The sequence below is a fragment of the Pseudomonas jinjuensis genome (genome assembly GCF_900103845.1).
GTDB lineage: Bacteria > Pseudomonadota > Gammaproteobacteria > Pseudomonadales > Pseudomonadaceae > Pseudomonas > Pseudomonas jinjuensis.
On the sequence record NZ_FNIJ01000023.1, the window covers coordinates 37,567 to 64,033 of the forward strand.

24 protein-coding genes are annotated in these 26,467 nt (G+C 66.6%); 15 read left to right on the top strand and 9 right to left on the bottom strand.

Features of this window, described 5'->3' with window-relative positions:
• Positions 1-157 precede the first annotated feature (157 nt).
• Complete coding sequence (gene radC / locus BLR75_RS24575; RefSeq protein WP_084314844.1) at positions 158-832, top strand: RadC family protein; 675 nt, start codon at positions 158-160, stop codon at positions 830-832.
• 178 nt (positions 833-1,010) lie between these two features.
• On the opposite strand, the gene BLR75_RS24580 is transcribed toward radC, so the two are convergent.
• The gene (locus BLR75_RS24580; protein WP_084314845.1) at positions 1,011-2,588 is read right to left on the bottom strand and encodes an ABC transporter substrate-binding protein; all 1,578 of its coding nucleotides are present in this window, start codon (positions 2,586-2,588) and stop codon (positions 1,011-1,013) included.
• A 368-nt stretch (positions 2,589-2,956) separates the two neighbouring features.
• Between BLR75_RS24580 and rpmB the strand changes: the two genes are divergently transcribed.
• Together rpmB and rpmG are read left to right on the top strand one after the other, a co-directional pair.
• Positions 2,957-3,193 carry a 50S ribosomal protein L28 gene (gene rpmB / locus BLR75_RS24585; RefSeq protein WP_084314846.1) on the top strand — a complete coding sequence of 79 codons (237 nt, stop codon included), beginning with the start codon at positions 2,957-2,959 and terminating at the stop codon, positions 3,191-3,193.
• A 10-nt stretch (positions 3,194-3,203) separates the two neighbouring features.
• Positions 3,204-3,359, top strand: coding sequence for a 50S ribosomal protein L33 (gene rpmG, locus BLR75_RS24590; RefSeq protein WP_009614117.1), 156 nt, complete (start codon positions 3,204-3,206; stop codon positions 3,357-3,359).
• A 108-nt stretch (positions 3,360-3,467) separates the two neighbouring features.
• Here the strand turns inward: rpmG and BLR75_RS24595 are convergent, their stop codons facing one another.
• On the bottom strand, positions 3,468-3,830 hold the full coding sequence (locus tag BLR75_RS24595; RefSeq protein ID WP_084314847.1) for a cupin domain-containing protein: 363 nt from the start codon (positions 3,828-3,830) through the stop codon (positions 3,468-3,470).
• 277 nt (positions 3,831-4,107) lie between these two features.
• Here BLR75_RS24595 and BLR75_RS24600 point away from each other — a divergent pair, with 277 nt between their 5' ends.
• The gene (locus tag BLR75_RS24600) at positions 4,108-5,598 is read left to right on the top strand and encodes an aldehyde dehydrogenase (RefSeq protein WP_084314848.1); all 1,491 of its coding nucleotides are present in this window, start codon (positions 4,108-4,110) and stop codon (positions 5,596-5,598) included.
• Positions 5,599-5,799: 201 nt separating this feature from the next.
• The gene (locus BLR75_RS24605; protein WP_084314849.1) at positions 5,800-6,948 is read left to right on the top strand and encodes an MFS transporter; all 1,149 of its coding nucleotides are present in this window, start codon (positions 5,800-5,802) and stop codon (positions 6,946-6,948) included.
• A gap of 33 nt (positions 6,949-6,981) precedes the next feature.
• On the opposite strand, the gene BLR75_RS24610 is transcribed toward BLR75_RS24605, so the two are convergent.
• From BLR75_RS24610 to dadR, 4 genes are all read right to left on the bottom strand, one after another.
• Positions 6,982-7,188, bottom strand: a complete 207-nt coding sequence (locus tag BLR75_RS24610; RefSeq protein ID WP_084314850.1) for a hypothetical protein — start codon at positions 7,186-7,188, stop codon at positions 6,982-6,984.
• A gap of 26 nt (positions 7,189-7,214) precedes the next feature.
• Complete coding sequence (locus tag BLR75_RS24615; RefSeq protein ID WP_084314851.1) at positions 7,215-8,765, bottom strand: phospholipase D-like domain-containing protein; 1,551 nt, start codon at positions 8,763-8,765, stop codon at positions 7,215-7,217.
• A 46-nt stretch (positions 8,766-8,811) separates the two neighbouring features.
• Complete coding sequence (locus BLR75_RS24620) at positions 8,812-10,131, bottom strand: NAD(P)/FAD-dependent oxidoreductase (protein WP_084314852.1); 1,320 nt, start codon at positions 10,129-10,131, stop codon at positions 8,812-8,814.
• 116 nt (positions 10,132-10,247) lie between these two features.
• Positions 10,248-10,736 carry a transcriptional regulator DadR gene (dadR, locus tag BLR75_RS24625; RefSeq protein WP_015479539.1) on the bottom strand — a complete coding sequence of 163 codons (489 nt, stop codon included), beginning with the start codon at positions 10,734-10,736 and terminating at the stop codon, positions 10,248-10,250.
• 150 nt (positions 10,737-10,886) lie between these two features.
• Here dadR and BLR75_RS24630 point away from each other — a divergent pair, with 150 nt between their 5' ends.
• From BLR75_RS24630 to BLR75_RS24670, 9 genes are all read left to right on the top strand, one after another.
• Complete coding sequence (locus tag BLR75_RS24630; protein WP_084314853.1) at positions 10,887-13,187, top strand: intermembrane phospholipid transport YdbH family protein; 2,301 nt, start codon at positions 10,887-10,889, stop codon at positions 13,185-13,187.
• A gap of 17 nt (positions 13,188-13,204) precedes the next feature.
• Complete coding sequence (locus BLR75_RS24635; protein WP_084314854.1) at positions 13,205-13,396, top strand: YnbE family lipoprotein; 192 nt, start codon at positions 13,205-13,207, stop codon at positions 13,394-13,396.
• A gap of 10 nt (positions 13,397-13,406) precedes the next feature.
• Positions 13,407-13,751, top strand: a complete 345-nt coding sequence (locus tag BLR75_RS24640; protein WP_084314855.1) for a YdbL family probable chaperone protein — start codon at positions 13,407-13,409, stop codon at positions 13,749-13,751.
• Between the two features lie 366 nt (positions 13,752-14,117).
• Positions 14,118-15,413 (top strand): D-amino acid dehydrogenase, encoded by a 1,296-nt coding sequence (dadA, locus tag BLR75_RS24645; RefSeq protein ID WP_084314856.1) that lies wholly within the window; start codon positions 14,118-14,120, stop codon positions 15,411-15,413.
• Entirely contained in the window at positions 15,388-15,741 is a 354-nt protein-coding gene (locus BLR75_RS24650) for a RidA family protein (protein ID WP_084314857.1), read from the top strand. Before dadA ends, BLR75_RS24650 begins: the two co-directional genes overlap by 26 nt.
• A 76-nt stretch (positions 15,742-15,817) precedes the next feature.
• Positions 15,818-16,882: an alanine racemase gene (gene alr, locus BLR75_RS24655; RefSeq protein ID WP_084314858.1), complete on the top strand. Its 1,065-nt coding sequence runs from the start codon at positions 15,818-15,820 to the stop codon at positions 16,880-16,882.
• A gap of 161 nt (positions 16,883-17,043) precedes the next feature.
• Positions 17,044-17,592, top strand: a complete 549-nt coding sequence (locus BLR75_RS24660) for a cupin domain-containing protein (RefSeq protein WP_084314859.1) — start codon at positions 17,044-17,046, stop codon at positions 17,590-17,592.
• Positions 17,593-17,765: 173 nt separating this feature from the next.
• Positions 17,766-18,194 (top strand): c-type cytochrome, encoded by a 429-nt coding sequence (locus tag BLR75_RS24665; protein ID WP_084314860.1) that lies wholly within the window; start codon positions 17,766-17,768, stop codon positions 18,192-18,194.
• 177 nt (positions 18,195-18,371) lie between these two features.
• Positions 18,372-20,192 carry an acetyl-CoA hydrolase/transferase C-terminal domain-containing protein gene (locus BLR75_RS24670; RefSeq protein WP_090416166.1) on the top strand — a complete coding sequence of 607 codons (1,821 nt, stop codon included), beginning with the start codon at positions 18,372-18,374 and terminating at the stop codon, positions 20,190-20,192.
• Between the two features lie 43 nt (positions 20,193-20,235).
• Here the strand turns inward: BLR75_RS24670 and BLR75_RS24675 are convergent, their stop codons facing one another.
• Both BLR75_RS24675 and rep read right to left on the bottom strand, forming a co-directional pair.
• The gene (locus tag BLR75_RS24675; protein WP_084314862.1) at positions 20,236-20,811 is read right to left on the bottom strand and encodes a xanthine phosphoribosyltransferase; all 576 of its coding nucleotides are present in this window, start codon (positions 20,809-20,811) and stop codon (positions 20,236-20,238) included.
• A gap of 329 nt (positions 20,812-21,140) precedes the next feature.
• Positions 21,141-23,150: a DNA helicase Rep gene (rep, locus tag BLR75_RS24680; RefSeq protein WP_084314863.1), complete on the bottom strand. Its 2,010-nt coding sequence runs from the start codon at positions 23,148-23,150 to the stop codon at positions 21,141-21,143.
• Between the two features lie 259 nt (positions 23,151-23,409).
• On the opposite strand from rep, the gene BLR75_RS24685 reads away from it, so the two are divergent.
• Positions 23,410-25,086 carry a putative bifunctional diguanylate cyclase/phosphodiesterase gene (locus BLR75_RS24685; protein ID WP_084314864.1) on the top strand — a complete coding sequence of 559 codons (1,677 nt, stop codon included), beginning with the start codon at positions 23,410-23,412 and terminating at the stop codon, positions 25,084-25,086.
• Here the strand turns inward: BLR75_RS24685 and BLR75_RS24690 are convergent.
• A complete protein-coding gene (locus tag BLR75_RS24690; RefSeq protein ID WP_084314865.1) occupies positions 25,058-26,452 on the bottom strand; it encodes a NorM family multidrug efflux MATE transporter in 1,395 nt (464 codons plus the stop codon). The two genes, BLR75_RS24685 and BLR75_RS24690, sit on opposite strands and share 29 nt — an antisense overlap.
• Positions 26,453-26,467 lie beyond the last annotated feature (15 nt).

Below are 26,467 nucleotides of genomic sequence, written 5' to 3' on the forward strand. Positions count from 1 at the left end.
CCCACCGTCTTTGTCCTGCCGCATCCCGCTGGGAGATTTTTCCCACAGAACCTGAGGCCGAAGGCGTTTCCCCAGGCCGCAAGCCGCGCAAAAAGGATGGGCTAAGATAGCACAGCGCCCGCACGGGAACAGCGGGCCGGCTCGACTGGGAGGTCCTGTGAGCATTCGTGAATGGCCCGCGGCGGAGCGCCCGCGGGAGAAGCTGCTGGAACGCGGTGCGGCGAGCCTGAGCGACGCCGAACTGCTGGCGATCTTCCTGCGCACCGGGGTGGCCGGCTGCAGCGCGGTGGAACTGGCGCGGCGCCTGCTGCAGGAGTTCGGCAGCCTGCGTGCGCTACTGGAGGCCGACCTGGCCTCGTTCGGCAGCCATCTCGGCCTCGGCCCGGCCAAGTACGCGCAGTTGCAGGCGGTGCTGGAAATGGCCCGTCGTCACCTCGCCGAGCAGCTGCGCCGCGACTCCGCCCTGGAAAGCCCGCAGGCGGTGCGCGACTACCTCAAGGCGCGCCTGCGCCACGAGCCACACGAGGTGTTCGCCTGCCTGTTCCTCGACAGCCGGCACCGGGTGCTGGCCTTCGAGGTGCTGTTCCACGGCTCCATCGACGGCGCCAGCGTCTACCCGCGCCAGGTGGTCAAGCGCGCCCTGGCGCACAACGCGGCGGCGCTGATCCTCACCCATAACCACCCCTCCGGCGTGGCCGAACCGAGCCAGGCCGACCGTGCGCTGACCCAGCGGATGAAGGATGCGCTGGCGCTGGTGGACGTGCGGGTGCTCGACCATTTCATCGTCGGCGACGGCGAGCCGCTGTCGATGGCCGAGCATGGCTGGATGTGAGGCGGGCTCTCATCGTTCCCAGGCTCCCGCGTGGGAACGCATCCGTGGACGCTCCAGCGTCCCAGCGCGGGTACGTAGGGTGGATCACGCTCCATCGATCCACCACGGCCGCGCAGGCGGCCCCGCAATGGTGGATGGAAGAGCGCCATCCACCCTACGTTTCGCTGGCCCCCTGTGTTCAGCGCGACAGGCTGACCCTGGAGAAATCCTGCCGGCCGAACGGATTGACCGCATAGCCGCCCACTTCCTTGCGCAGCAGGGCGAAGGCGGTGGGATGCGCCAGCGGCAGCCACAGCGCCTGGTCGTGGATGATCTGCTGGGCCTGGCGGTACAGCGCGCTGCGCTTGCCCTGGTCGGCGATGCCCTTGGCCTGGGCGATCAGGCCGTCCAGCTTCTCGTCGCAATAACGTGCGAAGTTCAGCCCGGATTTCACGCTGGCGCAGGAAAACTGCGGGGTGAGGAAGTTGTCCGGATCGCCGTTGTCGCCGGCCCAGCCCATGAACAGCAGGTCGTGCTCGCCGGCCTTGGCACGGCGGATCAGCTCGCCCCATTCGATCACCCGGATCTCCGCCTGGATGCCGATCTTCGCCAGGTCGGCCTGCAGCATCTGCGCGCCCTGGCTCGGATTGGGGTTGAGCAGGCTGCCGGAGGGGCGGGTCCAGATGGTCGTCTTGAAGCCGTCCTTTAATCCGGCCTCGCTCAGCAGTGCCCTGGCCTTGGCGAGGTCCTGCGGATAGCCGGGGATGTCCTTGGCGTAGCTCCAGGTGTTCGGCGGGTAGACGCCGTCGGCGGCGATGGCGCTGTCGCCGAACACCGCCTGCAGGTAGCTGCGCTTGTCGAAGGCGAGGTTGATCGCCTGGCGCACCCCGGGGTTGTCCAGCGGTGCGTGCTGGCTGTTGATGCCGACGAAGGCGGTCATGAAGGCCGGGGTCTGCTCGATCTTCAGGTTGCCGTCCTGGCGCGCGCTTTCCACGTCCAGGGGTTTCGGTGACAGGGCGATCTGGCACTCGCCGCGCTTGAGCTTCTGCAGGCGCACGCTGGCGTCCGGAGTGATGGCGAACACCAGGTTATCCACAGCCGGTTTCCCGCCGAAGTAGTCGGGGTTGGCGGCGTAGCGCACCACGGCGTCCTTCTGGAAGCGGCGGAACACGAAGGGACCGCTGCCGATCGGCTGGGCATTGAGCTTCTCCGGCGTGCCGGCCTTCATCAACTGGTCGGCGTACTCGGCGGAATAAATAGAAGCGAAGCCCATGCTCAGCATCGGCAGGAAGGTGGCGTCCGGGTGATCGAGGACGAAGCGCACGCGCAGGTCGTCGACCTTCTCGACGGCCTTGACCAGCGCCGGCAGCTGCATCGACTGGGCGTGGGGGAAACCGCTCTTGGCGACCTTGTGCCAGGGCTGCGCCGGGTCGAGCATGCGCTGGAAGCTGAACAGCACGTCGTCTGCATTCAGCGTGCGGCCTGGCTTGAAGTAGTCGGTGTGGTGGAATTTCACCCCGCCGCGCAGCTGGAAGTCGTAGGTCAGGCCGTCGGCCGAGATGCTCCAGCTCTCCGCCAGGCCGGGCACGACCTCGCCGCGGCCGGCGTCGAATTCCACCAGGCGGTTCATCAGCACGTCCGCCGAGGCGTTGGTGGTGGTCAGCGAGTTGTACTGGACCACGTCGAAGCCTTCCGGACTGGCTTCGGTGCAGACGCTGAGGGTGGCGGCGCTGGCCAGCGCAGGGCTGAGCAGGGCGGCGAGAAGGGCGAGACGCATGACGGACTCCGAGCGGGGTGACAGAATGCCCATCCGGCAGGCTGGGCGGGGTCATGCAAGACCGTTGTCGGCCTTGAGCGCCTTACCCTAGACCATGGGGCCGGCGCGGACAACGGCGAAAATCGACGAACGGCAGGCGTGGCGCGGCCCGCAGCTCCGCGGTCGGCATCCGTTCGGAGCGCTCCCGGCCTTGCGGCGGCAATGGCGTTTCTGATATAAAGCTGCGCTCTTTTCTGGGGCCACGCCGTTCCTGCCGGATTTCAGCTGGCAGCGAGGCGGGTAAGACCCGGGGGAATCGAGAATCCAATACAGAGTTTAAGCAGCCAACCCATGCCGGGTTGGGCATGTGGTTTATAGAGGGCTGAGCCATGTCGAGAGTTTGCCAAGTGACCGGTAAGGGTCCGGTTACCGGGAACAACATTTCCCACGCACACAACAAAACCCGTCGCCGTTTCCTGCCGAACCTGCAGTACCATCGTTTCTGGGTCGAGTCCGAGAAGCGCTTCGTGCGTCTGCGTGTTTCCGCTAAAGGCATGCGCATCATCGACAAGCGCGGCATCGACGCGGTCCTGACCGACCTGCGCGCCCGCGGCGAAAAATTCTGAGGAGCTAATCATGCGTGAACTGATCCGTCTGGTGTCCAGCGCCGGTACCGGCCACTTCTACACCACCGACAAGAACAAGCGCACCAAGCCTGAGAAGATCGAGATCAAGAAGTTCGATCCGGTCGTTCGCAAGCACGTGATCTACAAGGAAGCCAAGATCAAGTAATTGATCCCGGCCCTTGCGAAGAAACCCGCCAATCGGCGGGTTTTTTCTTGCCTGCGATTTGGTTTTGCAGCGGATTGCCAGGGAAGAATCCGTAGGGCGGGCTCTGTCTCAACTCTTCTGCTCGAAGATCACATAGACCTTGCGGCAGCTCTCCAGCACTTCCCAGGTGCCCTGGAAACCGGCCGGGATGACGAAGCGGTCGCCGGTGCGCACGGTACGGGCGTTGCCGTCCTGGTCGCGGATCACCGAGACGCCCTGGAGGATCTCGCAGTACTCATGCTCGGTGTAGTTCACCGTCCACTGCCCCGGCTCGCCTTCCCAGATGCCGGCATTGAACTGGCCGCAAGGGCTGGCGTAGTGGTTGCGCACGCTCTGCGCCGGGTCGCCCTTGAGGATCTTTTCCGGCGCGGGGCGATAGTGTTCCGGCGCGGTGGCGGCCTGGGCGAAGTCGAGGATCTGGTCGATATTCATGGGAGCCTCTCGTTGTTGTGGATTGTTGGCGAGTACGGTTCGGAGTGGGCAATTTGTCGCCCCTTGAGGCGGGGCGGTCGAGTCTATGTTTGATAAAACGAACGTGACAAGGCGGTTTTGCCATATTTTGTCAAAAATATTGAAAATTCCCTGTCTCCGGTTTAGGGTGGCGTGCAGCATGCGTCAAGCCGCCGCCTTGCGGATTTCTTGACGGGCGCTCCCCTTCCTTCCGGGCGCCAACCCTTCGACAAGCACATTAATAAGAGGAAAAGCTGTCATGAGTACCCTCACCCGCGCCGACTGGGAAGCTCGCGCCCAGAACCTGAAGATCGAGGGCCGCGCCTTCGTCAATGGCGAATACCTCGACGCCGCGTCCGGCCAGACCTTCGACTGCATCAGCCCGGTGGATGGGCGCTTCCTGGCCAAGGTCGCCAGCTGTGACAGCGCCGACGCCGATCGCGCCGTGCAGGCTGCTCGTGCCTCCTTCGAGTCCGGCGTCTGGTCGCGCATGGCGCCGGTCAAGCGCAAGAAGGTGATGATCCGCTTCGCCGACCTGCTGCTGGCGAACGCCGAGGAGCTGGCCCTGCTGGAAACCCTGGACATGGGCAAGCCGATCGGTGACTCGCTGAGCATCGACGTCAACAGCGCCGCCAACAGCCTGCGCTGGAGCGGCGAGGCGATCGACAAGGTCTACGACGAAGTCGCCGCCACTCCGCACAATGAACTCGGCCTGGTGACCCGTGAGCCGATCGGCGTGGTCGCCGCCATCGTGCCGTGGAACTTCCCGCTGCTGATGGCCTGCTGGAAGCTCGGCCCGGCGCTGGCCACCGGCAACTCGGTGATCCTCAAGCCGTCCGAGAAGTCGCCGCTGACCGCCATCCGCGTCGCCCAGCTGGCCATCGAGGCCGGCATCCCGAAAGGCGTGTTCAACGTGCTGCCGGGCTTCGGCCACACCGTGGGCAAGGCCCTGGCCCTGCACATGGATGTCGATACCCTGGTGTTCACCGGTTCGACGAAGATCGCCAAGCAGCTGATGGTCTACGCCGGCGAATCGAACATGAAGCGCGTCTGGCTGGAAGCCGGCGGCAAGAGCCCGAACATCGTCTTCGCCGACGCCGACCTGAAGGCCGCCGCCGAATCCGCCGCCAGCGCCATCGCCTTCAACCAGGGCGAAGTCTGCGTCGCCGGTTCGCGCCTGCTGGTGGAGAAATCCATCAAGGACCAGTTCCTGCCGATGGTGATCGAAGCCCTCAAGGGCTGGAAGGCCGGCCATCCGCTGGACCCGGCGACCAACGTCGGCGCGCTGGTGGACACCCAGCAGCTGAACACCGTGCTGTCGTACATCGATGCCGGCCACGCCGACGGCGCCAAGCTGGTCGCCGGTGGCAAGCGCACCCTGGAAGAGACCGGCGGCACCTACGTGGAGCCGACCATCTTCGACGGCGTGACCAATGCCATGAAGATCGCCCGCGAGGAGATCTTCGGCCCGGTACTGTCGGTCATCGAGTTCGAAGGCGACGAGGAAGCCGTGCGCATCGCCAACGATTCGCCGTACGGGCTGGCCGCGGCCGTGTGGACCAACAACCTGTCCCGCGCCCACCTGGTCGCCAAGGCGCTGCGCGCCGGCAGCGTCTGGGTCAACCAGTACGACGGCGGCGACATGACCGCACCGTTCGGCGGCTTCAAGCAGTCCGGCAACGGCCGCGACAAGTCGCTGCATGCGTTCGACAAGTACACTGAATTGAAAGCGACCTGGATCAAGTTGTAACCCACCGGTATCGCACCGATGGTGGGTTACGGCGCCGGAAATCCTGTGCCGACCTCGGCCATGGAGTACGGCGCCTAACCCACCCTACGGGTGGTCCGGCATTATTGCCGCTGCGGCCGGGTCCCCTTCGGGGGCCCGGCCGTTTTGCATTGCGCACCGGCGTGATCCGGCGTGCGCTCCGCATGGAACGGGAGAAGGACAATGCGTTGGGGTGCCTATTTCGCCGTCTGCCTGTCGGTCATCAGCATCGGCCTGGCCCTCGGGGTGACCATGCCGCTGGTGTCCCTGCGCCTGGAAGGCTGGGGCTACGACAGTTTCGCCATCGGCGTGATGGCGGCGACGCCGGCGGTCGGCGTGCTGCTCGGCGCGGTGATCGCCGGCCGGCTTGCCGCGCTGCTGGGTACGCCGCGGCTGATGCGCCTGTGCCTGGTCTCCGGCGCCGCCTCGGTCGGCCTGCTGGCGCTGCTGCAGAGCTATCCGGTGTGGCTGGCGCTGCGTCTGCTGATCGGCGTGCAGCTGACCGTGGTGTTCATCCTCGGCGAAAGCTGGATCAACCAGCTGGCCGTCGAGAAATGGCGTGGCCGGCTGGTGGCGCTGTACGGCACCGGCTATGCGCTGAGCCAGTTGCTCGGGCCGGTGCTGCTGTCCTTCATCGGTACCGCCAGCGATGCCGGTTTCTGGTTCGGCGTCGGCCTGCTGGTGGGTGGTTCGATGCTGCTGCTGGGGCGCGGCGGGGCGCCGAAGGTCGACCCGCACAGCGCCTCGGGCCGCGGGCTCGGGCGCTTCTGCCTGACCCTGCCGCCGATCGCCATGGCGGTGGTGCTGTTCGCTGCCTTCGAGGCGATGATCCTCACCCTGCTGCCGATCTACGGCATCCGCCAGGGCTTCAGCCAGGCGGTGGCGCTGGCGATGGTCAGCACCGTGGTGGTGGGCGACGCCGTGCTGCAACTGCCGATCGGCTGGCTGGCCGACCGCATGTCGCGCCAGACGCTGTTCAAGGGCTGCGGCGTGGCGTTGCTGGCGAGCAGCCTGAGCGTGCCGCTGGCGCTGCACGGCCCGCTGATCTGGCCGTTGCTGGTGCTGTTCGGCGCCAGCGCCGGCGGCCTGTTCACCCTGGCGCTGATCCTGATCGGCGAGCGTTTCCGCGACGACGCGCTGGTCCGCGCCAACGCCCACGTCGCCCAGCTCTGGGGCATCGGCTGCCTGCTCGGGCCGCTGGCCACCGGCGCGGCGAGCCAGTGGCTGACCGGCCACGCGCTGCCGTTGATGATGGCGCTGGGGGCGGCGGGCTTCGTGGTGCTGGTATGGCGCAAGGGCCTGCCCGCCGCCGCGCCGGAGGCGATTCCGTAGGAGCCAGTTTGCTGGCGATCCGCACAGGGAAACTCAGTTGATCGCCAGCAAGCTGGCTCCTACAGGACGAGGCAGGGCCTGGATGCCCTTGTAGGAGCAACTGTCTTCTGGATTCCCGCATTCGCGGGAAAGACGGAGAGGGATGAAGCCTCGCCTCACAACCGTCATCCTCGCGAACGCGGGGATCCAATAAACCGTGTAGGAGCGGGCCATGCCCGCGAACAAGAGCGTCTCGCGCATGGCGCGCTCCTACAGGTCTGGCTCGGTCAGAGCAGCTTTTCCAGCCCGATCGCCCCGGCGATCCACACGTTCAGCTTCCGCCACAGGCTCCCCGGCTCGTGGCGCAGCCGGTAGGGGCGGCCGTCGTGCTCGGAAATCCACACCAGCTTCGGCCGGCTGCCGCTGTGGTCGATGCGCACCTCGTAGCTGACGCTGCGCGACATGCCGGCCAGCGCCAGGCGGCGGGTGCGCTCGGCCAGTTCCGGGCTGTCGACGATGACGCCCACCTCGGTATTCCAGATCATCGAGCGCGGATCGAAGTTGAGCGAACCGATGAACACCTGGCGGCGGTCGAAGACGATCGCCTTGCTGTGCAGGCTGGCGCTGCTCGAACCGCGCACCCGCCACGGCGCGCCGGCCAGGCTCGGGTCGGGCTGGGCGCGCAGCTCGTGCAGCTTCACGCCGTGCTCCAGCAGCGCCATCCGGTACGGACCGTAGCCGGCATGCACCGCCGGCACGTCGGTGGCTTCCAGCGAGTTGGTCAGCAGGCGGATGCTGACGCCCTGGTCGGCGCGCTGGGTGAGATAGGCGAGGCCGGCGTCGGTGGGCACGAAATAGGCGGAAACCAGGATCAGCTCGCTCGACACGCTGCGAAACAGCGGGACCAGCTGGGTGCTGAGCGCCTGCTCCGGCTTCGGCTCGCCGCTGTCGAGCACCTTCAGCGGCGCGTCCCAGATCGCCCTGGCGGGCGCCCAGACCAGTTCGTCCAGCCAGCGGTCGAGCAGCGGCTCGTCGTTCGCCTTGCCGAGGCGGGTCATGTAGGTGGAGTGGCTGACCGACTCCCTGTTCAGGTAGGCCTCGAGGTTGCGCCGCAGATGGGCGAGGTCGCGCGGCCTGGGCTTGCGCCACAGGTAGTCCTCGATCGGCCGGCTGATCGCGCTGTTCCAGTATTGGTCGAAACTCTGCCCGAGTTCCCTGGCGACCGGCCCGGCGCCGAGCAGGTCGAGGTCGCTGAAATTCATCTCGGCCTTGGCGTTGAAATACTCGTCGCCGATGTTGCGTCCGCCGACGATGGCCACGCTGTAGTCGGCCAGCCACAGCTTGTTGTGCATGCGCCGGTGTTGCTGGGCCAGGTTCAGCAGCCGGCCGAGGTTGCGCGTGAGACCGGTAGCGCGGCCGAGGTGCTGGGGGTTGTACAGGCGCACCTGGATGTTCGGGTGGGCGCCGAGCATGCCCAGCTCGTAGTCGCGGCCGTCGCTGCCGATGTCGTCGACCAGGATGCGCACCCGCACCCCGCGGTCCGCCGCGCGCAGCAGCTCATGCACCAGCGCGCGGGTGGTGAGGCCGTCGTGGACGATGTAGTACTGCAGGTCGATGCTGCGCTGCGCCTTGCGGATGAGTTCCCAGCGGGCGATCAGGGCGTCGGTGCTGGAAGCCAGCAGGCGGAAGCCGGACTGCCCGGGATGCGCCTCGGCATGCTTGTGCACCGCGGCGCCGAGGTCGGTCCCGTGCGCCGGCAGCGCGTGCGAGGGCGTCGGCGGCGCGCTGGCGCAGCCGCCGAGCAGGAGCAGGGCCAGCAACAGGAGGCGTGGTAGCAAGCGGGAGTCTCCGGCAGATCCGCCGGAAGCGGACTTGCGGGAAATTCTAGCCGCTCAGCGCTTCCTTGAAGCGATACCAGGCCATGCCCAGTGCCAGCAGCGGCGAGCGCAGCAGCCTGCCGCCGGGGAAGGTGATGTGCGGGACCCGGGCGAACAGCTCGAAGCCGCCGCCGAGCTGGCCGCAGATCGCCTCGGCGAGCAGCTTGCCGGCCAGGTGCGTGGCGTTCACCCCGTGGCCGGAATAGGCCTGGGCGAAGTACACGTTGGGCTGGTCCGGCAGGCGGCCGATCTGCGGCAGGCGGTTGGCGCCGATGCCGATCATGCCGCCCCACTGGTAGTCGACGCGCAGGTTCTCCAGGTGCGGGAACACCTTGAGCATCTTCGGCCGCATGTAGGCGGCGATGTCCGCCGGATCGCGCCCGGAATAGTGGCAGGCGCCGCCGAACAGCAGGCGGTTGTCGGCGGAAAGGCGGAAATAGTCGAGCGCCACGCGCTGGTCGCAGACCGCCATGTTCTGCGGCAGCAGCTCGCGAGCCTGGGCTTCGGACAGCGGCTCGGTGGCTATCACGTAGCTGCCGGCCGGCAGCACCTTGCCGTCGAGGTAGTTGTTCAGGCCGTTCTGGTAGGCGTTGCAGGCGATCACCAGGGTTTTCGCGCGGACGCTGCCCCTGGCGGTGCGCACGCGCACTTCGCTGCCGTAGTCGATGGAAGTGACTGGCGAATTTTCATACAGCCGTGCGCCCAGGTTCTGCGCCACGGCGGCCTCGCCGAGGGCGAGGTTGAGCGGGTGCAGATGACCGGAGCCCATGTCCACCATGCCGCCGACGTAGCAGTCGGCGCCGACCACGCTGCGCATCTCTTCCTTCGGGATCAGACGCAGCTCGTGGCGGTAGCCGAGGCTCTTCAGCTCCTCGTAGTCCTCGCGGAAACCCTCGACGTCCGAGGGCTTGTTCGCCAGGTCGCAGTAGCCCCAGGTCAGGTCGCAATCGATGCCGTAGCGCTCGACGCGGCGGCGCACGATCTCCACCGCTTCCAGCCCCATCAGCTTGAACTGGCGCACGCCATCGGCGCCGATCACCGGCTCGAACTGCTCGACGCCGTGGCCGACCCCGCGGATCAGCTGCCCGCCGTTACGCCCGCTGGCGCCCCAGCCGATGCGATGGGCTTCCAGCAGGATCACCGAAGCGCCGCGCTCGGCCAGCTCGATGGCCGTGTTCAGCCCGGAGAACCCGCCGCCGACAATGCACACGTCGGCCTGCTCCTCGCCCGCCAGGGGAGGGCATTCGATGCGCCGGTTGACGGTGGCTGCGTAGTAGGAGGGGGCGTGCTGGTCGGTGTGCACCGGCTGGTGAACGCGGGCGTTCATGTGCGAAATCCTGATTATTGTGTTTGTAAAATTTGACAGAGCATAAACACGCCTTCCCCGCATCGCCAAGGGGGATGCAGGAAAAAAGCATCAGGATGCAGCGAAAAGGCCGACGATCAGTCGGGAATAGGCAGCGTCAGGCTTTCCTTGACCTCTTCCATGACGATGTAGCTCTTCGACTCGCGGACGTGCGGCAGCTTGAGCAGGATGTCGCCGAGCAGCTTGCGGTAGGAGGCCATCTCCGAGATGCGCGCCTTCACCAGGTAGTCGAAGTGGCCGGAGACAAGGTGGCATTCCAGCACGTGGGGCAGCTTGAGCACCGAGCGGCGGAAGTCCTCGAAGGTGTCGCCGGACTTGTAGTCCAGGCTGATCTCGACGAACACCAGCAGGCTGGCCTTGAGGTACTGCGGGTTGAGCCGGGCGTTGTAGCCCATGATGATCCCTTCGCGCTCCAGCCGCCGGACCCGCTCGGTACAGGGCGTGGTGGACAGGCCGACCCGTTCGCCGAGTTCGGTGAAGGAAATGCGTCCTTCCTCCTGGAGTATCCGCAGGATATTGCGGTCGATCTTGTCCAGTTCGCGGCGGCTTTGGTGCTGGGTTCTCATGGGCAGATGCTCTGGCGGTGGCGTCTTATGGCGGGATTATCCATAAATATAGCCGGCTACCTAGTGGATTTCACTGGTGCTTGATCTTCCGGCCACACCCGGCCAGCCTTTCGGCAACACACCGCCGCCGCGCCGGGAGCCCGGTCGTCCATGCTTTCACGTCGTATCACCCTGCCGTTGCTGGTAGTCCTCGTCCTCGCCCTGGCCCTGTTCGGCGGCGTGCTGGCCGCGCGGCACCTGCTCGACAGCCAGGGCATTCGCATCCTCGATTGGGGCGGGCCGGGCATTTCCGCCGACGGCGTCAGCCTCGAACGGCTGGAGCTGCAGCGCGAGGATGCCGAGGGCAGCCGTCTGCAACTGCGCGGCGAAGCTCTGCGCGTGGGCTGGCCGGTCCGGGCGGACGGCGGCTGGCGGCTGCGCCACCTGAGCGGTTCGCGGCTGCAACTGGACTGGCAGCCCGCCGCCAACGATGCCGCCGAACCCGCCCTCGGCCTGCCGCTGCCGGAGCAACTGGCGGAGTGGCTGGAGCTGCTCCCCGACAGCCTGGACATCCACTCCCTCAGCCTCGACCTGCCCTGCGCCAGCGGCCGCTGCATGCTGGATGGCAGCCTGAATGGCAACCGGAAGTCCGGCGTCACCACCCTCGGCGCCCAGCTGCAGAAGGCCGACCAGCGCCTGCTGCTGCAGGGCAGCGTGAGCAGCGGGCCGGCGGGCGTGCAGGTGGCGGCCGCGGCGCAGCTGGCCGAGCCGCTGGTGCTGCCGGGATATGGGCGGCTGCGGGGCAATCTGCAGCTGGCGGCGGATGGCGTGGCGGAAGGCTGGCTGCCGCGCATGCTGGATGCCGATCTGCAGCTGGAGGAACTGCAAGGTAGCTGGCTGCAGACGGTGCCGGCGGAGCTGCGCCTGCAGACGCTCGCCCTGCGCCTGTGGCTGCCGGAGGGCGAGCGGACGCCCTCCGCGCTGCCGCCGGTGCGCTTCGACCTGCGCGGCAGCGGCATCTCCAGCGGCAGCTTCGAAGGCGAGCTGGGCGTGAGCAGCCTGGAACCCTGGGGGCTGGAACTGCGCGATGCACGCCTGCAGATGCGCGCGCCGCGGCTGGCGCTGGCGGGAGTGAAGGCGAGCGGCGCCAGCGTCGATCTGCGCCTGGGCGGCAGCATCGGCCGGGAGGCGGCCAGCCTGCAGTTCGCCGATGCCGTGCAGCTGCGCGCCGACAGCCTGACCGCCCCGGAAGGCGTGGAAATCCGCCAGCTGAGCGGAGACCTGTCCAGGGCGCGGCTTGACCTGGGCTATGCCGCCGGACAGCCCGTTTCCTTCACCCTGGACAGCCAGTTGCGCGTGCAGGCCGGCAGCCTGCGCCAGGCCAGTCTGCAGCCGCTGGGCTGGAGTTTCGCCGGCAAGCTGGCCGCGACGATGCAGCAGCTGAGTCTGCAGGGGCGCCTGGAAAACCGCGGCGGGCTGGCCGCGGATGTCGATCTGCAGCGTCAGGAGAAGGGCGATCTGCGGCTGAAGGCGCGCTTCCAGGAAATCTTCTTCCGCGCCGGCAACCCGCTGGCGAAGACCCTGCGCGACTGGCCGGCACTGCTCACGCTGAGCAATGGTCGCCTGAATGCGTCGGCCGACTGGAACCTGCCGGCCGGCAGTGCACCGCAGGAACTCGCGCTCGGGCTGGATGCGCGCGGCCTCGAAGGCATCCACGACCGCAGCGAATTCCAGGGGCTGGATGCCCAGGCCGATGTCCGCCTGCGCGGTACTGCGCTCACGGCGGACCTGCCGAAGCTGGAGGTTCGCCGGCTCAATCCCGGCGTGGAGCTCGGCCCGCTGCAGTTTCGCGGTCGCTATCGGGCCGCGCTCGCCACGCCGCTGGCCGGGCGTCTGGACTGGCAGCAGGCGCAGCTGCAGCTGTTCGGCGGCCGCGCCTGGCTGGCGCCGGCCGGCATCGAGCTGGCGCAGGCGGAGCAGGCGCTGACGCTGCATCTCGAAGGCGTGCGGCTGGAGGAAATCCTCCGCGCCTATCCGGCGGAAGGGCTGGCCGGCACCGGCATCCTCGACGGCGAGCTGCCGATGCGCGTCGATCGCCGCGGCGTGCGTATCAGCGGGGGCAGGGTCGCGGCGCGGCAGCCGGGCGTCCTGCAGTTCCGTTCGGAAAAGATCCGCGCCCTCGGCCGCAGCAACCCGGCGATGCAGCTGGTGGCGTCGACCCTGGATGATTTCCGCTACGACCAGCTGTCCAGCCAGGTGGATTATGATGAGTCCGGCCGGCTGCTGCTGGCCCTCAACCTGCGCGGGCGCAACCCGTCGGTGGAACAGGGGCGGCCGATCAATCTCAACGTCAATCTGGAAGAGAACCTGCCGACCCTGCTGACCAGCCTGCAGCTGAGCGACCGGGTCAGCGAGACGATTCGCCAGCGTGTGCAGGAACGCCTGCGTCAGGAAAAACCCGCCACGCCATGAGTCCGAGGAGAACCCGCATGCGCTTGCGCATTGTCCTTCCCATCCTGCTGCTGGCCGGCCTCGTCCAGGCCTGCACGCCGACGGTGCAGCTGGCCGCGCCCAGCGAGCCGATCAACATCAACCTCAACGTCAAGATCGAGCACGAGATCTACATCAAGGTCGACAAGGCGCTGGACGGAATCATCAACGAGAACAGCGGCCTGTTCTAAGGAGCCCCACATGAGATTGCGCAACAAGTTCATCCTGGCCCTGGCCGCCCTCTCTCTCAGCCTGCCGCTGTGGGCGATGAGCCTGGAACAGGCCATGTCCGCCCTCGGCGGCGCCAAGGCCCAGGGCCTGGTGGGCGAACAGGCCGACGGCTACCTCGGCGTGGTCAGCAGCAGCGGCCAGGCCGCCGACATTGCCGCGCAGATCAACGCCGCGCGCCGCGCCGAATACCAGAAGGTCGCCAGCCAGAACGGCGCCAAGCTCAGCGACGTCGAGGCGCTGGCCGGCAAGAAGGCCATCGAGCGCACGCCGTCCGGGCAGTACATCCAGGTCGGCGGCAAGTGGGTGCGCAAGTAGGGCGGTTCGCCAGGGGATTTTCCTGTGCGCCGTACCGAGCCGCCGGCCTGTCCGGCGGCTTTCTTTTTCGAGGGGTTTTCTCGCTTGATCTTCCTTTTTCGGATTTAATTGCTGTTGAATATTGATTTGTCAGGCGAATTACCTGAATAGAGTGGTATTAATTCCTCTGCTTTAACAAGTCAAATCCTGCGACATTCTGGTTTTAATGGTGGAAGTGTCTCCATGAAAAGCCATTTCTCCGAGATTTATCGTCAGAAAGTCGCTTTTAAACAGTGAGTATTCCTGACAGGAGATTCCTATACTGCGCAGCATCTACGTTCAGAATAAGAAACGTTGCGTACAGCACGCAGCGTGGGAGGCGAACTGATGCGCGTTCTGGTCCTTGGCAGCGGTGTGATTGGTACCGCCAGTGCTTACTATCTCGCCCGTGCCGGTTTCGAGGTGGTCGTGGTCGACCGCCAGGACGGTCCGGCCCTGGAAACCAGCTTCGGCAACGCCGGCCAGGTTTCCCCCGGCTACGCCTCTCCGTGGGCTGCCCCGGGCATCCCGCTGAAGGCCATGAAGTGGCTGCTGCAGAAGCACGCGCCGCTGGCCATCAAGCTCACCTCCGATCCCAGCCAGTACGCCTGGATGCTGCAGATGCTGCGCAACTGCACCGCCGAGCGCTACGCGGTGAATAAGGAGCGCATGGTCCGCCTGTCCGAGTACAGCCGCGACTGCCTCGACGAGCTGCGCGCCGAAACCGGCATCGCCTACGAAGGCCGCACCCTCGGCACCACCCAGCTGTTCCGCACCCAGGAGCAGCTCGACAACGCCGCCAAGGACATCTCGGTGCTGGAAAGCTCCGGCGTGCCCTATGAAGTCCTCGACCGCGCCGGCATCGCCCGCGTCGAACCGGCGCTGGCCAAGGTGGCCGACAAGCTGGTCGGCGCCCTGCGCCTGCCCAACGACCAGACCGGCGACTGCCAGATGTTCACCACCCGCCTGGCCGAAATGGCCAAGGACCTGGGCGTGGAATTCCGCTTCGGCCAGAGCATCGAGCGCCTCGACTTCGCCGGCGACCGCATCAACGGCGTGTGGGTCAACGGCGAGCTGCTGACCGCCGACCACTACGTGCTGGCCCTTGGCAGCTACAGCCCGCAGATGCTCAAGCCGCTGGGCATCAACGCCCCGGTCTACCCGCTGAAGGGCTATTCGCTGACCGTGCCGATCACCAACCCGGACATGGCGCCGACCTCGACCATTCTCGACGAGACCTACAAGGTCGCGATCACCCGCTTCGACCAGCGCATCCGCGTCGGCGGCATGGCGGAAATCGCCGGCCTCGACCTGTCGCTGAACCCGCGCCGCCGCGAAACCCTGGAAATGATCACCAACGACCTGTACCCGGAAGGCGGCGACGTCAGCCAGGCGACCTTCTGGACCGGCCTGCGCCCGGCGACCCCGGACGGCACCCCGATCGTCGGCGCCACCCGCTATCGCAACCTGTTCCTGAACACCGGGCACGGTACCCTTGGCTGGACCATGGCCTGCGGTTCCGGCCGCTACCTCGCCGACCTGATGGCGAAGAAGCGCCCGCAGATCAGCACCGAAGGTCTGGACATTTCCCGCTACGGCAACACCACGGAGAAACCGAATGCCCATCCAGCGCCTGCACACTGAGAAGCGCATGAGCCAGATCGTCATCCACAACGGCACCGTCTATCTGGCGGGCCAGGTGGGTGACGACATGGCCGCCGGCGTAGAACAGCAGACCCGCGAGACGCTCGCCCATATCGAGCGTCTGCTGGAGGAAGCCGGTACCGACAAGTCGCGCATCCTGTCGGTGACCATCTACCTCAAGGATATCGATGCCCACTTCGCGGGCATGAACAGCATCTGGGACCAGTGGCTGCCGCAAGGCGTCGCCCCGGCCCGCGCCACCGTCGAAGCCAAGCTCTGCGAGCCGGAGATCCTGGTGGAGATGTCGGTGGTCGCCGCGCTGGCCTGAATTCCACTATTCGCCCGGCCACAGCGCCGGGCTTTTTTTCGACCGTTCCACAGCACATAACCAGAGAGACCTCGCCATGCGTCCCGCCCGTGCCCTGATCGACCTCGAAGCCCTGCGCCACAACTACCGTCTGGCCCGCGAAGTCAGCGGCGCGCGGGCATTGGCGGTGGTCAAGGCGGATGCCTACGGCCACGGCGCGGTGCGCTGCGCCCAGGCGCTGGAAGCCGAGGCCGACGGTTTCGCCGTGGCCTGCATCGAGGAAGCGCTGGAGCTGCGCGAAGCCGGCATCCGCGCGCCGATCCTGCTGCTGGAAGGCTTCTTCGAGGCCAACGAGCTGGAGCTGATCGACCATCACGACTTCTGGTGCGTGGTGCATTCGGCCTGGCAGCTGGAGGCCATCGAGCGCGCCCGTCCGCGCAACCCGCTGACGGTCTGGCTGAAGATGGACTCGGGCATGCACCGGGTCGGCTTCTTCCCCGAGGAATACCGCGCTGCCTACGAGCGCCTGCGCGCCTGCCCGCACGTGAGCAAGGTCGTGCTGATGAGCCACTTCGCCCGCGCCGACGAGCTGGACTGCGCGCGCACCGAGGAACAGGTCGCCGCCTTCGAATCCGTGCGCGCCGGGCTGGACAACGAGGTCAGCCTGCGCAACTCCCCCGGCATTCTTGGCTGGCCGAGCGTGCCGAGCGACTGGGTGCGTCCCGGCATCATGCTCTACGGCGCCACTCCGTTCGAACAGGCCCACCCGCTGGCCGCCCAGCTGCGCCCGGTGATGACCCTGGAATCGAAGATCATCAGCGTGCGCGAACTGCCGGCCGGCGAGCCGGTCGGCTACGGCGCGCGCTTCGTCGCCCAGCGCCCGGTGCGCGTCGGCGTGGTCGCCATGGGCTATGCCGACGGCTACCCGCGCCATGCGCCGGACGGCACGCCGGTGTTCATCGACGGCCAGCCGAGCCGGATCATCGGCCGCGTGTCCATGGACATGCTCACCGTCGACCTCACCCACCTGCCCGCTGCCGGCCTCGGCAGCCGCGTCGAGCTGTGGGGCGGCAACGTCCCGGCCAGCCACCTGGCGTCGCTGTGCGGCAGCATTCCGTACCAGTTGTTTTGCAACCTGAAGCGGGTAGCGCGGGTCTACTGAGACCACACTACAAAAGTTTGCAGGCTGTTCTCGGGCGATCTGTTGTAAATACTGAACAGTGTTGCCATGATACGGACCACACATGGAACCCGCGCGGCGCTTGCCGTTGGCGGGTTCCGCCGTCATAGAGCCTGTGAACAAGAATAAGGAGGGTTCCACCCTTGGACGTCGGTGCTCGTCTGCAAACCATCCGCAAGCTCAAAGGTTTGTCCCAGCGTGAACTCGCCAAACGGGCGGGCGTCACCAACAGCACGATCTCGATGATCGAGAAGAACAGCGTGAGCCCCTCGATCAGTTCGCTGAAGAAGGTGCTGGGCGGGATTCCCATGTCCCTGGTGGAGTTCTTCTCCATGGACCTGGAGCAGGAGAACAACACCCAGGTGGTGTACAAGGCTGACGAACTGATCGACATCTCCAGCGGCACGGTGACCATGCGCCTGGTCGGCAACGCCCATCCGAGCCGCGCCATCGCCTTCCTCGACGAGACCTATCCGCCCGGCTCCGACACTGGCGACGAGATGCTCAACCACGAGGGCGAGGAAGCCGGCGTGCTGGTCGAAGGGCGCCTGGAACTGACCGTGGGCAGCGAGATCTACGTGCTCGAACGCGGCGACAGCTACTACTTCGAAAGCAACCGTCCGCACCGCTTCCGCAATCCGTTCGACGCTCCCGCCCGCCTGATAAGCGCCACCACACCGGCAAATTTCTGAGCAGCCGGTAGGACCGGCAGAATCAGCTGCGACCTAATGCCGCAAGGCCTGGCAAGGATGTGCAATTGTTTCAGGCTCGCGGCCTTTGCCGTTATACTTGCGCCCGCCCGCGCGGCCTGGAACTGTGACCGCTACCGCGCCCGGGTGTGATAAGCCACGATGAGGGTTAAAGGGTGAACCTGATTAAAAAAATGCTGGTGGCTCAAGCCGCCGTGCTGGCCCTGTGGGCTGTAAGCGCTCAGGCCACGACCAGCGATGACGCAATCGCCAAGCGCATCGCGCCGGTGGGCAAAGTCTGCGTACAAGGCCAGGAATGCGAAGGCGTTGGCGCCGTAGCGGCCGCTGGCGGCAGTGGCGGTGCACGTTCCGGCGAGGAAATCGTCGGCAAGGTCTGCACCACCTGCCATGGCACCGGCCTGCTGGGCGCGCCGAAAGTCGGCGACAAGGCGGAATGGGGTCATCGCGCGAAAGAGCAGGGCGGCCTCGACGGCCTGCTGGCCAAGGCCATCTCCGGCATCAACGCAATGCCGCCGAAAGGCACCTGCGCCGACTGCACGGATGACGAGCTGAAAGCCGCGATCAAGCACATGTCCGGCCTGTAACCAGCCGCCATGTGAGAAAAGCCGCCTTCGGGCGGCTTTTTCGTTTGCATCGTTCGCCTTCGTCCGCGGTCCACATGCCGTGTGGCCTGCCGATGAGGAGGAACGAACATGGCGCAATCCTGTTCCATCGAGGAGGCGGTCGAACGGCTGCTCGCGGAGATCGCCGGCCCCATCCGCATCGGCCTGCCGCTCGGCCTCGGCAAGCCGAACCGCCTGGCCAATCACCTGTACCGGCGCATCCGCGACGATGGTGAGCGCCGGATGACCATCTTCACCGCGCTGTCCCTCGGCCGTCCGCACGCCGACGGCGAACTGCAGCGGCGCTTCCTCGACCCCTTCGCCGAGCGGGTCTTCGGCGACTATCCGGAGCTGGACTACCTGCTCGACCTGCGCCGTGGCGAGCTGCCGGAGAACATCCGCGTCGAGGAGTTCTACCTGCAGCCCGGCAGCCTGCTGGACAGCGCGCCGGCGCAGCAGAACTACATCAGCTGCAACTACAGCCACGTCGCCCGCGATCTCAACGCCAGGGGCATGAATGTCCTCGCCCAGTTGGTCGCCCGCGATCCGGCGCGGCCGGGCAGGCTCAGCCTGTCCTGCAATCCCGACGTCACCCTCGACCTGCTGCCGCTGCTGCAGGCCCGCCGCGCCGCCGGCGAGCGCATCCTGCTGATCGCCGTGGTCCACCGCGACCTGCCCTACATGCCCGGCGATGCGGAGGTGGACGAGGACGTCTTCGACCTGCTGGTCGATCGTCCGGTGGAATGCAGCACGCTGGTCTCGACGCCCAACCTGCCGCTGGGCTTCCAGGACCACTGCATCGGCCTGCACGCCAGCGCACTGGTGCGCGACGGCGGCACCCTGCAGGTCGGCATCGGTTCCATGGGCGACGCGCTGACCTCGGCGCTGCTGCTGCGCCATGACGAGAACGGCGACTATCGCGCGCTGCTCGACCAGCTGGAAATTCCCGCGCGGCACGCCGGGCTGATCGCCGGCGAGGGCGGCACCGATCGCTTCGAGCAAGGCCTGTACGGCTGCAGCGAAATGTTCGTCCCCGGCCTGCTGGCGCTGGCCGAGGCGGGAGTGCTGAAGCGCCGGGTATTCAGCGCCGCACAGGCAGGGCATGGCCACTGGCTGCATGCGGGCTTCTTCCTCGGCCCGCTGGATTTCTACCAGCGCCTGCGCGAACTGCCCGGGGAACGCTTGCGCGAGATCGGCATGACCGGCATCGGCTTCGTCAACAACCTCTACCGCGACGAGGAACTCAAGCGCCTGCAACGCCGCGATGCGCGTTTCATCAATACGGTGTTCACCATGACCCTGCTCGGCGCCGGCGTCGCCGACCAGCTGGAGGACGGCCGGGTGCTCAGCGGCGTCGGCGGCCAGTACAACTTCGTCGCCCAGGCCCATGAGCTGGAGGGCGGCCGCTCGATCCTGATGCTGCGCAGCTGGCGCGAGGCGCAGGGCGTGGTCAGCTCGAACATCGTCTGGCAGTACGGCCACGCCACCATCCCGCGCCATCTGCGCGACCTGGTGGTGACCGAGTACGGCATCGCCGACCTGCGCGGGCGCAACGACGCGGAAGTCATCGAGGCGCTGCTGGCCATCGCCGATTCGCGCTTCCAGGACGAACTGATCGAGGCGGCGCAGTCGGCCGGCAAGCTGCCGGCGGACTTCGTGCTGGACCCGCGCCACCGGCACAACACCCCGGAACGTCTACGTGAAATCTGCCTCAGGCACGCTGTGTTGCTGCCCGAATACCCGTTGGGCTGCGATTTCACCGCCGAGGAGCGCGACTTGCTGCGGGCGCTGCAGTGGTTGGAAAGCAAGCACCGCCTGAGTGAAATCCTGGAGTTGGGCAAGGCGACCATCGAGGCGCCGGAGCCATCGGAGTTCCCGCGGCATCTGCGCAGGATGGGGCTGGATCAGCCGGAAGGATTGCGCGAGGAGCTGTACCAGCGGCTGGTGCTGGCGGGGTTGCAGGGCAGTATCGGGCCTTGATGGTTCCCGCGCGGGAGCGTGGGAACCATGGGAAAGCGCTGGCTTACTCGTCGAGGAACTCGACCTGCCCGTTGGCGAGGGACTTCACCCGCGCCAGCGACTCGACCCGGTAGCCCTCGTTCTGCAGCAGGGCGCGGCCTTCCTGGAAGGACTTCTCGATGACGATGCCGATCCCGGCGATGCTGGCGCCGGCCTGGGTGATCAGGTCGATCAGCGCCTTGGCGGCGTGGCCGTTGGCGAGGAAGTCGTCGATCACCAGTACGTGGTCGGCGCTGGTCAGGTGCTTGGCGGAGATGGCGATGGTGCTCTCGGTCTGCTTGGTGAAGGAGAACACCTTGGAGATCAGCAGGTCGCTCTTCAGGGTCAGCGACTGGAACTTGCGGGCGAAGATCACCGGAATGCCCAGCTCCAGGCCGGCCATGATCGCCGGGGCGATGCCGGAAGCCTCGATGGTGACGATCTTGGTGATGCCCTGGCCCTTGAAGCGTTCGGCGAATTCATGGCCGATCTGCTTCATCAGCAGCGGGTCGATCTGGTGATTGAGGAAGGCGTCGACCTTGAGGACCTGGTCGGAGAGAACGATGCCTTCGCTACGGATTTTGTCTTTGAGAATTTCCACGATGGTGCTTCCTGGCGGAGCTGCTGCCGCTGATGAAGCGCGTAATTCTAACTCGCCAGCAGGATTCTGCGCGACGGGCCGACGAAGGAAAATCTGATCGGTCGGACAGGATGCGTGGGCACCCCGTCTGTAATGTCGCGGGCATGGCCCGCTCCTACACAGAATTCGCGAGCAAGCTCGCTCCTACAGGTACGCTCCCGCTCTTCGTAGGAGCGAGCTTGCTCGCGAACAAAATGCACTGAGATACCAAGACAGTTGCTCCTACGGAGGCACAGTCTCCCCCTTGTAGGAGCGGGCCATGCCCGCGACCCGCAGAGCTACGGGGTGAATTACCTTTTCAGCAGCGCCCGGATATCCGCCAGCGCGGAGTTACCCTTGGCCACCTTGACCTCCTGCGGCGCGTCTTCCTGGCCTTCCCAGACCAGGTCCTCGGGCGGCAGTTCGTCGAGGAAGCGGCTGGGCGAACAATCGATGATCTCGCCGTACTGCTTGCGCTTGGCGGCGAAGGTCATGGCCAGGTTCTTCTTCGCCCGGGTGATGCCCACGTAGGCCAGGCGGCGCTCCTCCTCGATGGTGTCGGCCTCGATGCTGGATCGGTGCGGGAGGATTTCTTCTTCCACACCGAGGATGAACACGTAGGGGAATTCCAGGCCCTTGGACGCGTGCAAGGTCATCATCTGCACGCCCTCGGCGCCTTCTTCCTCTTCCTGCTGGCGTTCCAGCATGTCGCGCAGGACCAGCTTGGCGATGGCCTGCTCGATGGTCATGTCACCTTCCTCGTCGCGCTCGAGGGTGTTCTTCAGCGCGTCGATGAGGAACCAGACGTTGCCCATGCGGAAGTCGGCGACCTTGTCGCTGGAGGCGTTCTGCCGCAGCCAGTTCTCGTAGTCGATATCCATCACCATGCTGCGCAGCGCGCCGATCGGGTCGTTGCCGGCGCACTGCTCGCGGACCTTGTCGATGAAGCGCTTGAAGCGTTGCAGGCGCTCGACGTAGCGGGCGTCCAGATGCTCGGACAGGCCCATCTCGTCGATTGCGTCGTACATCGAGCACTTGCGCTCGGTGGCGTAGTTGCCGAGCTTTTCCAGGGTGGTCGAGCCGATTTCCCGGCGCGGCACGTTGATCACGCGGAGGAAGGCGTTGTCGTCGTCCGGGTTCACCAGCAGGCGGAAATAGGACATCAGGTCCTTCACTTCCTGGCGGCCGAAGAAGCTGGTGCCGCCGGACAGCCGGTAGGGAATCTGGTGGTGCTGCAGCTTCAGCTCGATCAGCTTGGCCTGGTAGTTGCCGCGATAGAGGATGGCGAACTCGCTGTAGGGCCGCTGCGTCTTCAGGTGGATGGTGAGGATTTCCATCGCCACGCGCTCGGCCTCGGCTTCCTCGTTGCGGCAGCGGATCACGCGGATCGGGTCGCCTTCGCCCATCTCGCTCCACAGCTGCTTCTCGAACACGTGGGGGTTGTTGGCGATGAGGATGTTGGCGCACTTGAGGATGCGGCTGGTGGAGCGGTAGTTCTGCTCCAGCATCACCACCTTCAGCGAGGGGAAGTCTTCCTTCAGCTGCATCAGGTTTTCCGGCCGCGCGCCGCGCCAGGCGTAGATCGACTGGTCGTCGTCGCCGACCACGGTGAACTGCGCGCGCTGCTGCACCAGCATCTTCACCAGCAGGTACTGGCTGGCGTTGGTGTCCTGGTATTCGTCGACCAGCATGTAGCGCACACGATTGCGCCATTTTTCCAGAATTTCGGGGTTTTCCTGGAAGAGTTTCACCGGCTGCAGGATCAGGTCGTCGAAGTCCACCGCGTTGTACGCCTTGAGCGTGCGCTGGTAGTGCAGGTAGACCATCGCCGCGGTCTGTTCCTTGGGGTTGCGCGCCTTCTCCAGGGCTTCCTCGGGCAGGACCAGGTCGTTCTTCCAGGCGCCGATCAGGTTCTTGATCTCGTCGACGCCGTCATCGCCCGAATACTCCTTCTGCATGATGTCGGTCATCAGCGCCTTCACGTCGGTCTCGTCGAAGATCGAGAAGCCCGGCTTGTAGCCGAGCGCCGCGTGTTCCCTGCGGATGATGTTCAGGCCCAGGTTGTGGAAGGTCGAGACCGTCAGTCCCTTGCCCTCGCCGGGGCGCAGCAGGGTGCCGACGCGCTCCTTCATCTCGCGGGCGGCCTTGTTGGTGAAGGTCACGGCGACGATGTACTGGGCGCGGATGCCGCACTGCTGGACCAGGTAGGCGATCTTGCGGGTGATCACGCTGGTCTTGCCGGAACCGGCGCCGGCCAGCACCAGCAGGGGGCCGCCGACGAAGTTCACGGCCTCTTGCTGCCGGGGATTGAGTCGGGACATAGAGAAGAGAAATCCGAGGGCGAAGCGGGCGCGTATTCTAGCAGGGCACCCGGGCGGTGGTGACGCCGTTCGGGAAGACCGTCTATTTGCGAGGCGATCGCAATTCCCTGTTTCGGATGAATCTCTGGTTGTATTAGGCTGTAGCCGCACTATTTGAAGAAAACTCTCAAGAGTTTCAGCGAATCCTCTCCATTTGCGGAGAGGGAGCAGAACCGGGACGCCTGCTCTGACGTCTCTTTTGATGAATTTCGGGGGTCGCTTGGCTGCGTCGGTGGAACCAGCGCGCCTGCTCCTGCTGGCGGATACGCCGCAGTGGGCCGCAATGCTGCGCGAGCATCTCGCCGCGCTGGGAGCCGGCTATACGCTGGTCACCGCATCTTCCTGGCAGGCCGCCTGCCAGTCCGCCGACACCTTGCCCATCGCCCTGGTCCTCGCCACTCCGGCGCTGGCGCCGTCCATCCGGGAATGTCCGCTGCCGCTGGTGCTGCTGCTCGACGAGGAGCCGGCGGAACCGCCCCATGGCATCGCCGACTGGCTGGTAGCCGGACGCCTCGACGCCGATGTGCTGCGCCGCTGCCTGCGCTACCTGCGCGAGCGCTTCAGCCTGCAGGACAGCCTGCAGCGCCTGGCCGAGCAGGACCCGCTGACCGGCATCGCCAACCGCCAGGGCTTCCACACCCTGCTCGCCGCGCGCCTCGCTCAGGACGCCGGACAGCACCTGGCCCTCGGCCATCTGGACCTGGACAACTTCCGCCACGTCAACGACGCCCTTGGCCACCAGGCCGGCGATCGCCTGATCCTGCAGGTAGTGGCGCGCCTGCAGGCGCAACTGGAAGGCGGCGACCAGCTGGCGCGCCTGGGCAGCGACGAGTTCGCCCTGCTGCTGGATACCCGCGGCGATGCGCGGCGGGCCCGGCGCGTCGCCGAGCGCATCGTCGAGGCTCTGGGCGAGCCGTACTGGGTCGAAGGCGAGAGCCTGCTGCTAGGCTGCAGCCTGGGCATCGCCCATGCCGACGGCGGCGACGGGGTCGATACCCTGCTGTGGCACGCCCACATCGCCATGCAGCAGGCCAAGTCGCGCCAGGGCTGCACCTTCCACCTGTTCGATCCGCGCCTCAACCGTGGCGCACGCAGCCTGGCCGACCTGGAAAGCGAGTTGCGCCGCGCGCTGCGCCGCGAGCAGCTGGAGCTGCACTACCAGCCGCGCCTGGATTTGCGCGAAGGCCGCGTCGTCGGCCTGGAGGCGCTGGTGCGCTGGCGTCATCCGCAGCGCGGCCTGCTGCTGCCGGACGACTTCGTGCCGCTGGCCGAGGAAAGCGGGCTGATCGTGCCGCTCGGCTACTGGGTGATCGACCGCGCCCTGCGCGACATGCAATCGCTGCACGAGCACGGCCTGCCGCCGCTGCGCATGGCGATCAACCTGTCGTTCCGCCAGTTCCAGGACAGCCAGCTGCTGCCGACCCTGGAGCGCCTGATCGCCGAGCGCGGCATCGATGCCCGCTGGCTGGAATTCGAGCTGACCGAGACCGCCGTGATGCGCCGCAGCGAGCAGGTGCAGCGGACCATGCTGGCGCTGGGCCGGCTCGGCGTGCGTTTCTCGCTGGACGACTTCGGCACCGGCTATTCCTCCTTCGTCCACCTGAGCAGCCTGCCGATCACCCAGCTGAAGATCGACCGCAGCTTCGTCGGCGGCATGCAGGAGCGCGCGGAGAATCGCCAACTGGTGCGGGCGATGATCAACCTGGCGCACAACCTCGACCTGGAAGTGGTCGCCGAAGGGGTGGAAAGCCCCGAGCAGCAGGCAGTCCTGCGGCAGTTCGGCTGCGACCAGGTGCAGGGCTACCTGATCAGCCAGCCGCTGCCGGTGCCGGAGCTGGTGCGCTTCCTGGCCTTCGACCTGCTTCCGCTCAGGCTGCGGGATCCGGCCGGCAACTGAAGGCCGGCGGCGCCTCGTCGAGCAGGCGCGCGGTCTTCCGCTCGAACGCCAGGCACAGGCCGAACGCGGCGCAGGCCAGCCCGGCGGCCAGTCCCCACCACACGCCATGGGCGCCCCAGCCGAACGGGAAGGCCAGCAGCCAGGCCGCCGGCACGCCGGCCAGCCAGTAGCCGGCGAGGCCGACGAGGAAGGTGGTGCGCGCATCCTTGAGGCCGCGGATGGCGCCCATGGCGATGGTCTGGGTGCCGTCGAACAGCTCGAACCAGGCGGCGATCGCCAGCAGGCCGATGGCCAGCTGCACCACTGCCTGGTTGGCCGGGTCGGCGCGGTCGAGGAACAGCCCGACCACCCACTCCGGCAGCAGCCAGAACAGCGCGGCGAAGGCGAACATGCAGGTCGCGCCGAAGCCGATGCCGACCCGCCCGGCGCGGCGCGCCCCGGACAGCCGGCCGGCGCCGAAATGCTGGCCGATGCGGAAGGTGGTCGCGTAGGAAATCCCCACCGGCACCATGAAGGCGACGTACACCGCCTGGATGGCGATCTGATGCGCCGCCAGCGCGACGCTGCCGATGGCGCCCATGCACAGCGCGGCGACGGTGAACATGCCGCCTTCCACCGCGTAGGTGCCGCCGATCGGCAGGCCGAGGCGCAGGGTTTCGCCGATGGTGCGCAGGTCCGGCCGCGACAGGCCGGCCAGCAGCGGGTAGCCGGCATAGGCCGGATGCCGGCGGATATACAGCGCCAGCAGCAGAGGCATGACGTTCATGACGATGGCGGTGACCAGGCCGATGCCGGCCAGCCCCAGCCGTGGCAGGCCGAACCAGCCTTCGATGAAGGCCAGGTTGAGCAGCAGGTTGGCCAGCGCGCCGACGATGCTGATCGCCATCACCGGGCCGGCCCGTTCGATGGCGCTGGTGAAGCCGCGCAGCACCATGAAGGCCATGTAGCCGGGCAGGGCGAAGACGATGCTGTGCAGGAAGCTCATGGTGCCGTGCACCGTCTGCGGTGCCTGGCCGAAGAGCAGCAGGAGCTTTTCGAGATTCCACAGCAGCAGGCCGGCGAGCAGCGCCAGGCCGGCGCCGACCCACAGTCCGGAACGGGTCACCCGGGCCACGCCCTGGCTGTCGCCGGCGCCATGACGGATCGCCACCAGGTTGCCCACCGCCGCCACCACGCCGACGCAGAACATCGAGACGAAGGAATAGCTGGTCGCGCCCAGCCCGCCGCTGGCCAGCGCCTCGGTGCCGAGCCGGCCCATCATCAGGGTGTCGGTGAAGATCATCGCCACGTAGGCCAGCTGGGCGGCGATCAGCGGCCCGGCGAGGCGCAGGATGGCGGCCAGTTCGCTGCGGTATGAGTGATTCATGGAATTCGTGCATCT

Excerpts from the sequence above, each read along its gene's own strand:
- BLR75_RS24620 (WP_084314852.1), bottom strand. The coding sequence starts at position 10,131 with ATGAACGCCCGCGTTCACCAGCCGGTGCACACCGACCAGCACGCCCCC.
- BLR75_RS24580 (WP_084314845.1), bottom strand. The coding sequence starts at position 2,588 with ATGCGTCTCGCCCTTCTCGCCGCCCTGCTCAGCCCTGCGCTGGCCAGC.
- rep (WP_084314863.1), bottom strand. The coding sequence starts at position 23,150 with ATGTCCCGACTCAATCCCCGGCAGCAAGAGGCCGTGAACTTCGTCGGC.
- BLR75_RS24650 (WP_084314857.1), top strand. The coding sequence starts at position 15,388 with ATGCCCATCCAGCGCCTGCACACTGAGAAGCGCATGAGCCAGATCGTC.
- BLR75_RS24640 (WP_084314855.1), top strand. The coding sequence starts at position 13,407 with ATGAGATTGCGCAACAAGTTCATCCTGGCCCTGGCCGCCCTCTCTCTC.
- BLR75_RS24595 (WP_084314847.1), bottom strand. The coding sequence starts at position 3,830 with ATGAATATCGACCAGATCCTCGACTTCGCCCAGGCCGCCACCGCGCCG.
- rpmG (WP_009614117.1), top strand. The coding sequence starts at position 3,204 with ATGCGTGAACTGATCCGTCTGGTGTCCAGCGCCGGTACCGGCCACTTC.
- rpmB (WP_084314846.1), top strand. The coding sequence starts at position 2,957 with ATGTCGAGAGTTTGCCAAGTGACCGGTAAGGGTCCGGTTACCGGGAAC.
- dadR (WP_015479539.1), bottom strand. The coding sequence starts at position 10,736 with ATGAGAACCCAGCACCAAAGCCGCCGCGAACTGGACAAGATCGACCGC.
- BLR75_RS24605 (WP_084314849.1), top strand. The coding sequence starts at position 5,800 with ATGCGTTGGGGTGCCTATTTCGCCGTCTGCCTGTCGGTCATCAGCATC.
- BLR75_RS24630 (WP_084314853.1), top strand. The coding sequence starts at position 10,887 with ATGCTTTCACGTCGTATCACCCTGCCGTTGCTGGTAGTCCTCGTCCTC.
- BLR75_RS24690 (WP_084314865.1), bottom strand. The coding sequence starts at position 26,452 with ATGAATCACTCATACCGCAGCGAACTGGCCGCCATCCTGCGCCTCGCC.
- BLR75_RS24600 (WP_084314848.1), top strand. The coding sequence starts at position 4,108 with ATGAGTACCCTCACCCGCGCCGACTGGGAAGCTCGCGCCCAGAACCTG.
- alr (WP_084314858.1), top strand. The coding sequence starts at position 15,818 with ATGCGTCCCGCCCGTGCCCTGATCGACCTCGAAGCCCTGCGCCACAAC.
- dadA (WP_084314856.1), top strand. The coding sequence starts at position 14,118 with ATGCGCGTTCTGGTCCTTGGCAGCGGTGTGATTGGTACCGCCAGTGCT.
- BLR75_RS24610 (WP_084314850.1), bottom strand. The coding sequence starts at position 7,188 with ATGCGCGAGACGCTCTTGTTCGCGGGCATGGCCCGCTCCTACACGGTT.
- BLR75_RS24635 (WP_084314854.1), top strand. The coding sequence starts at position 13,205 with ATGCGCTTGCGCATTGTCCTTCCCATCCTGCTGCTGGCCGGCCTCGTC.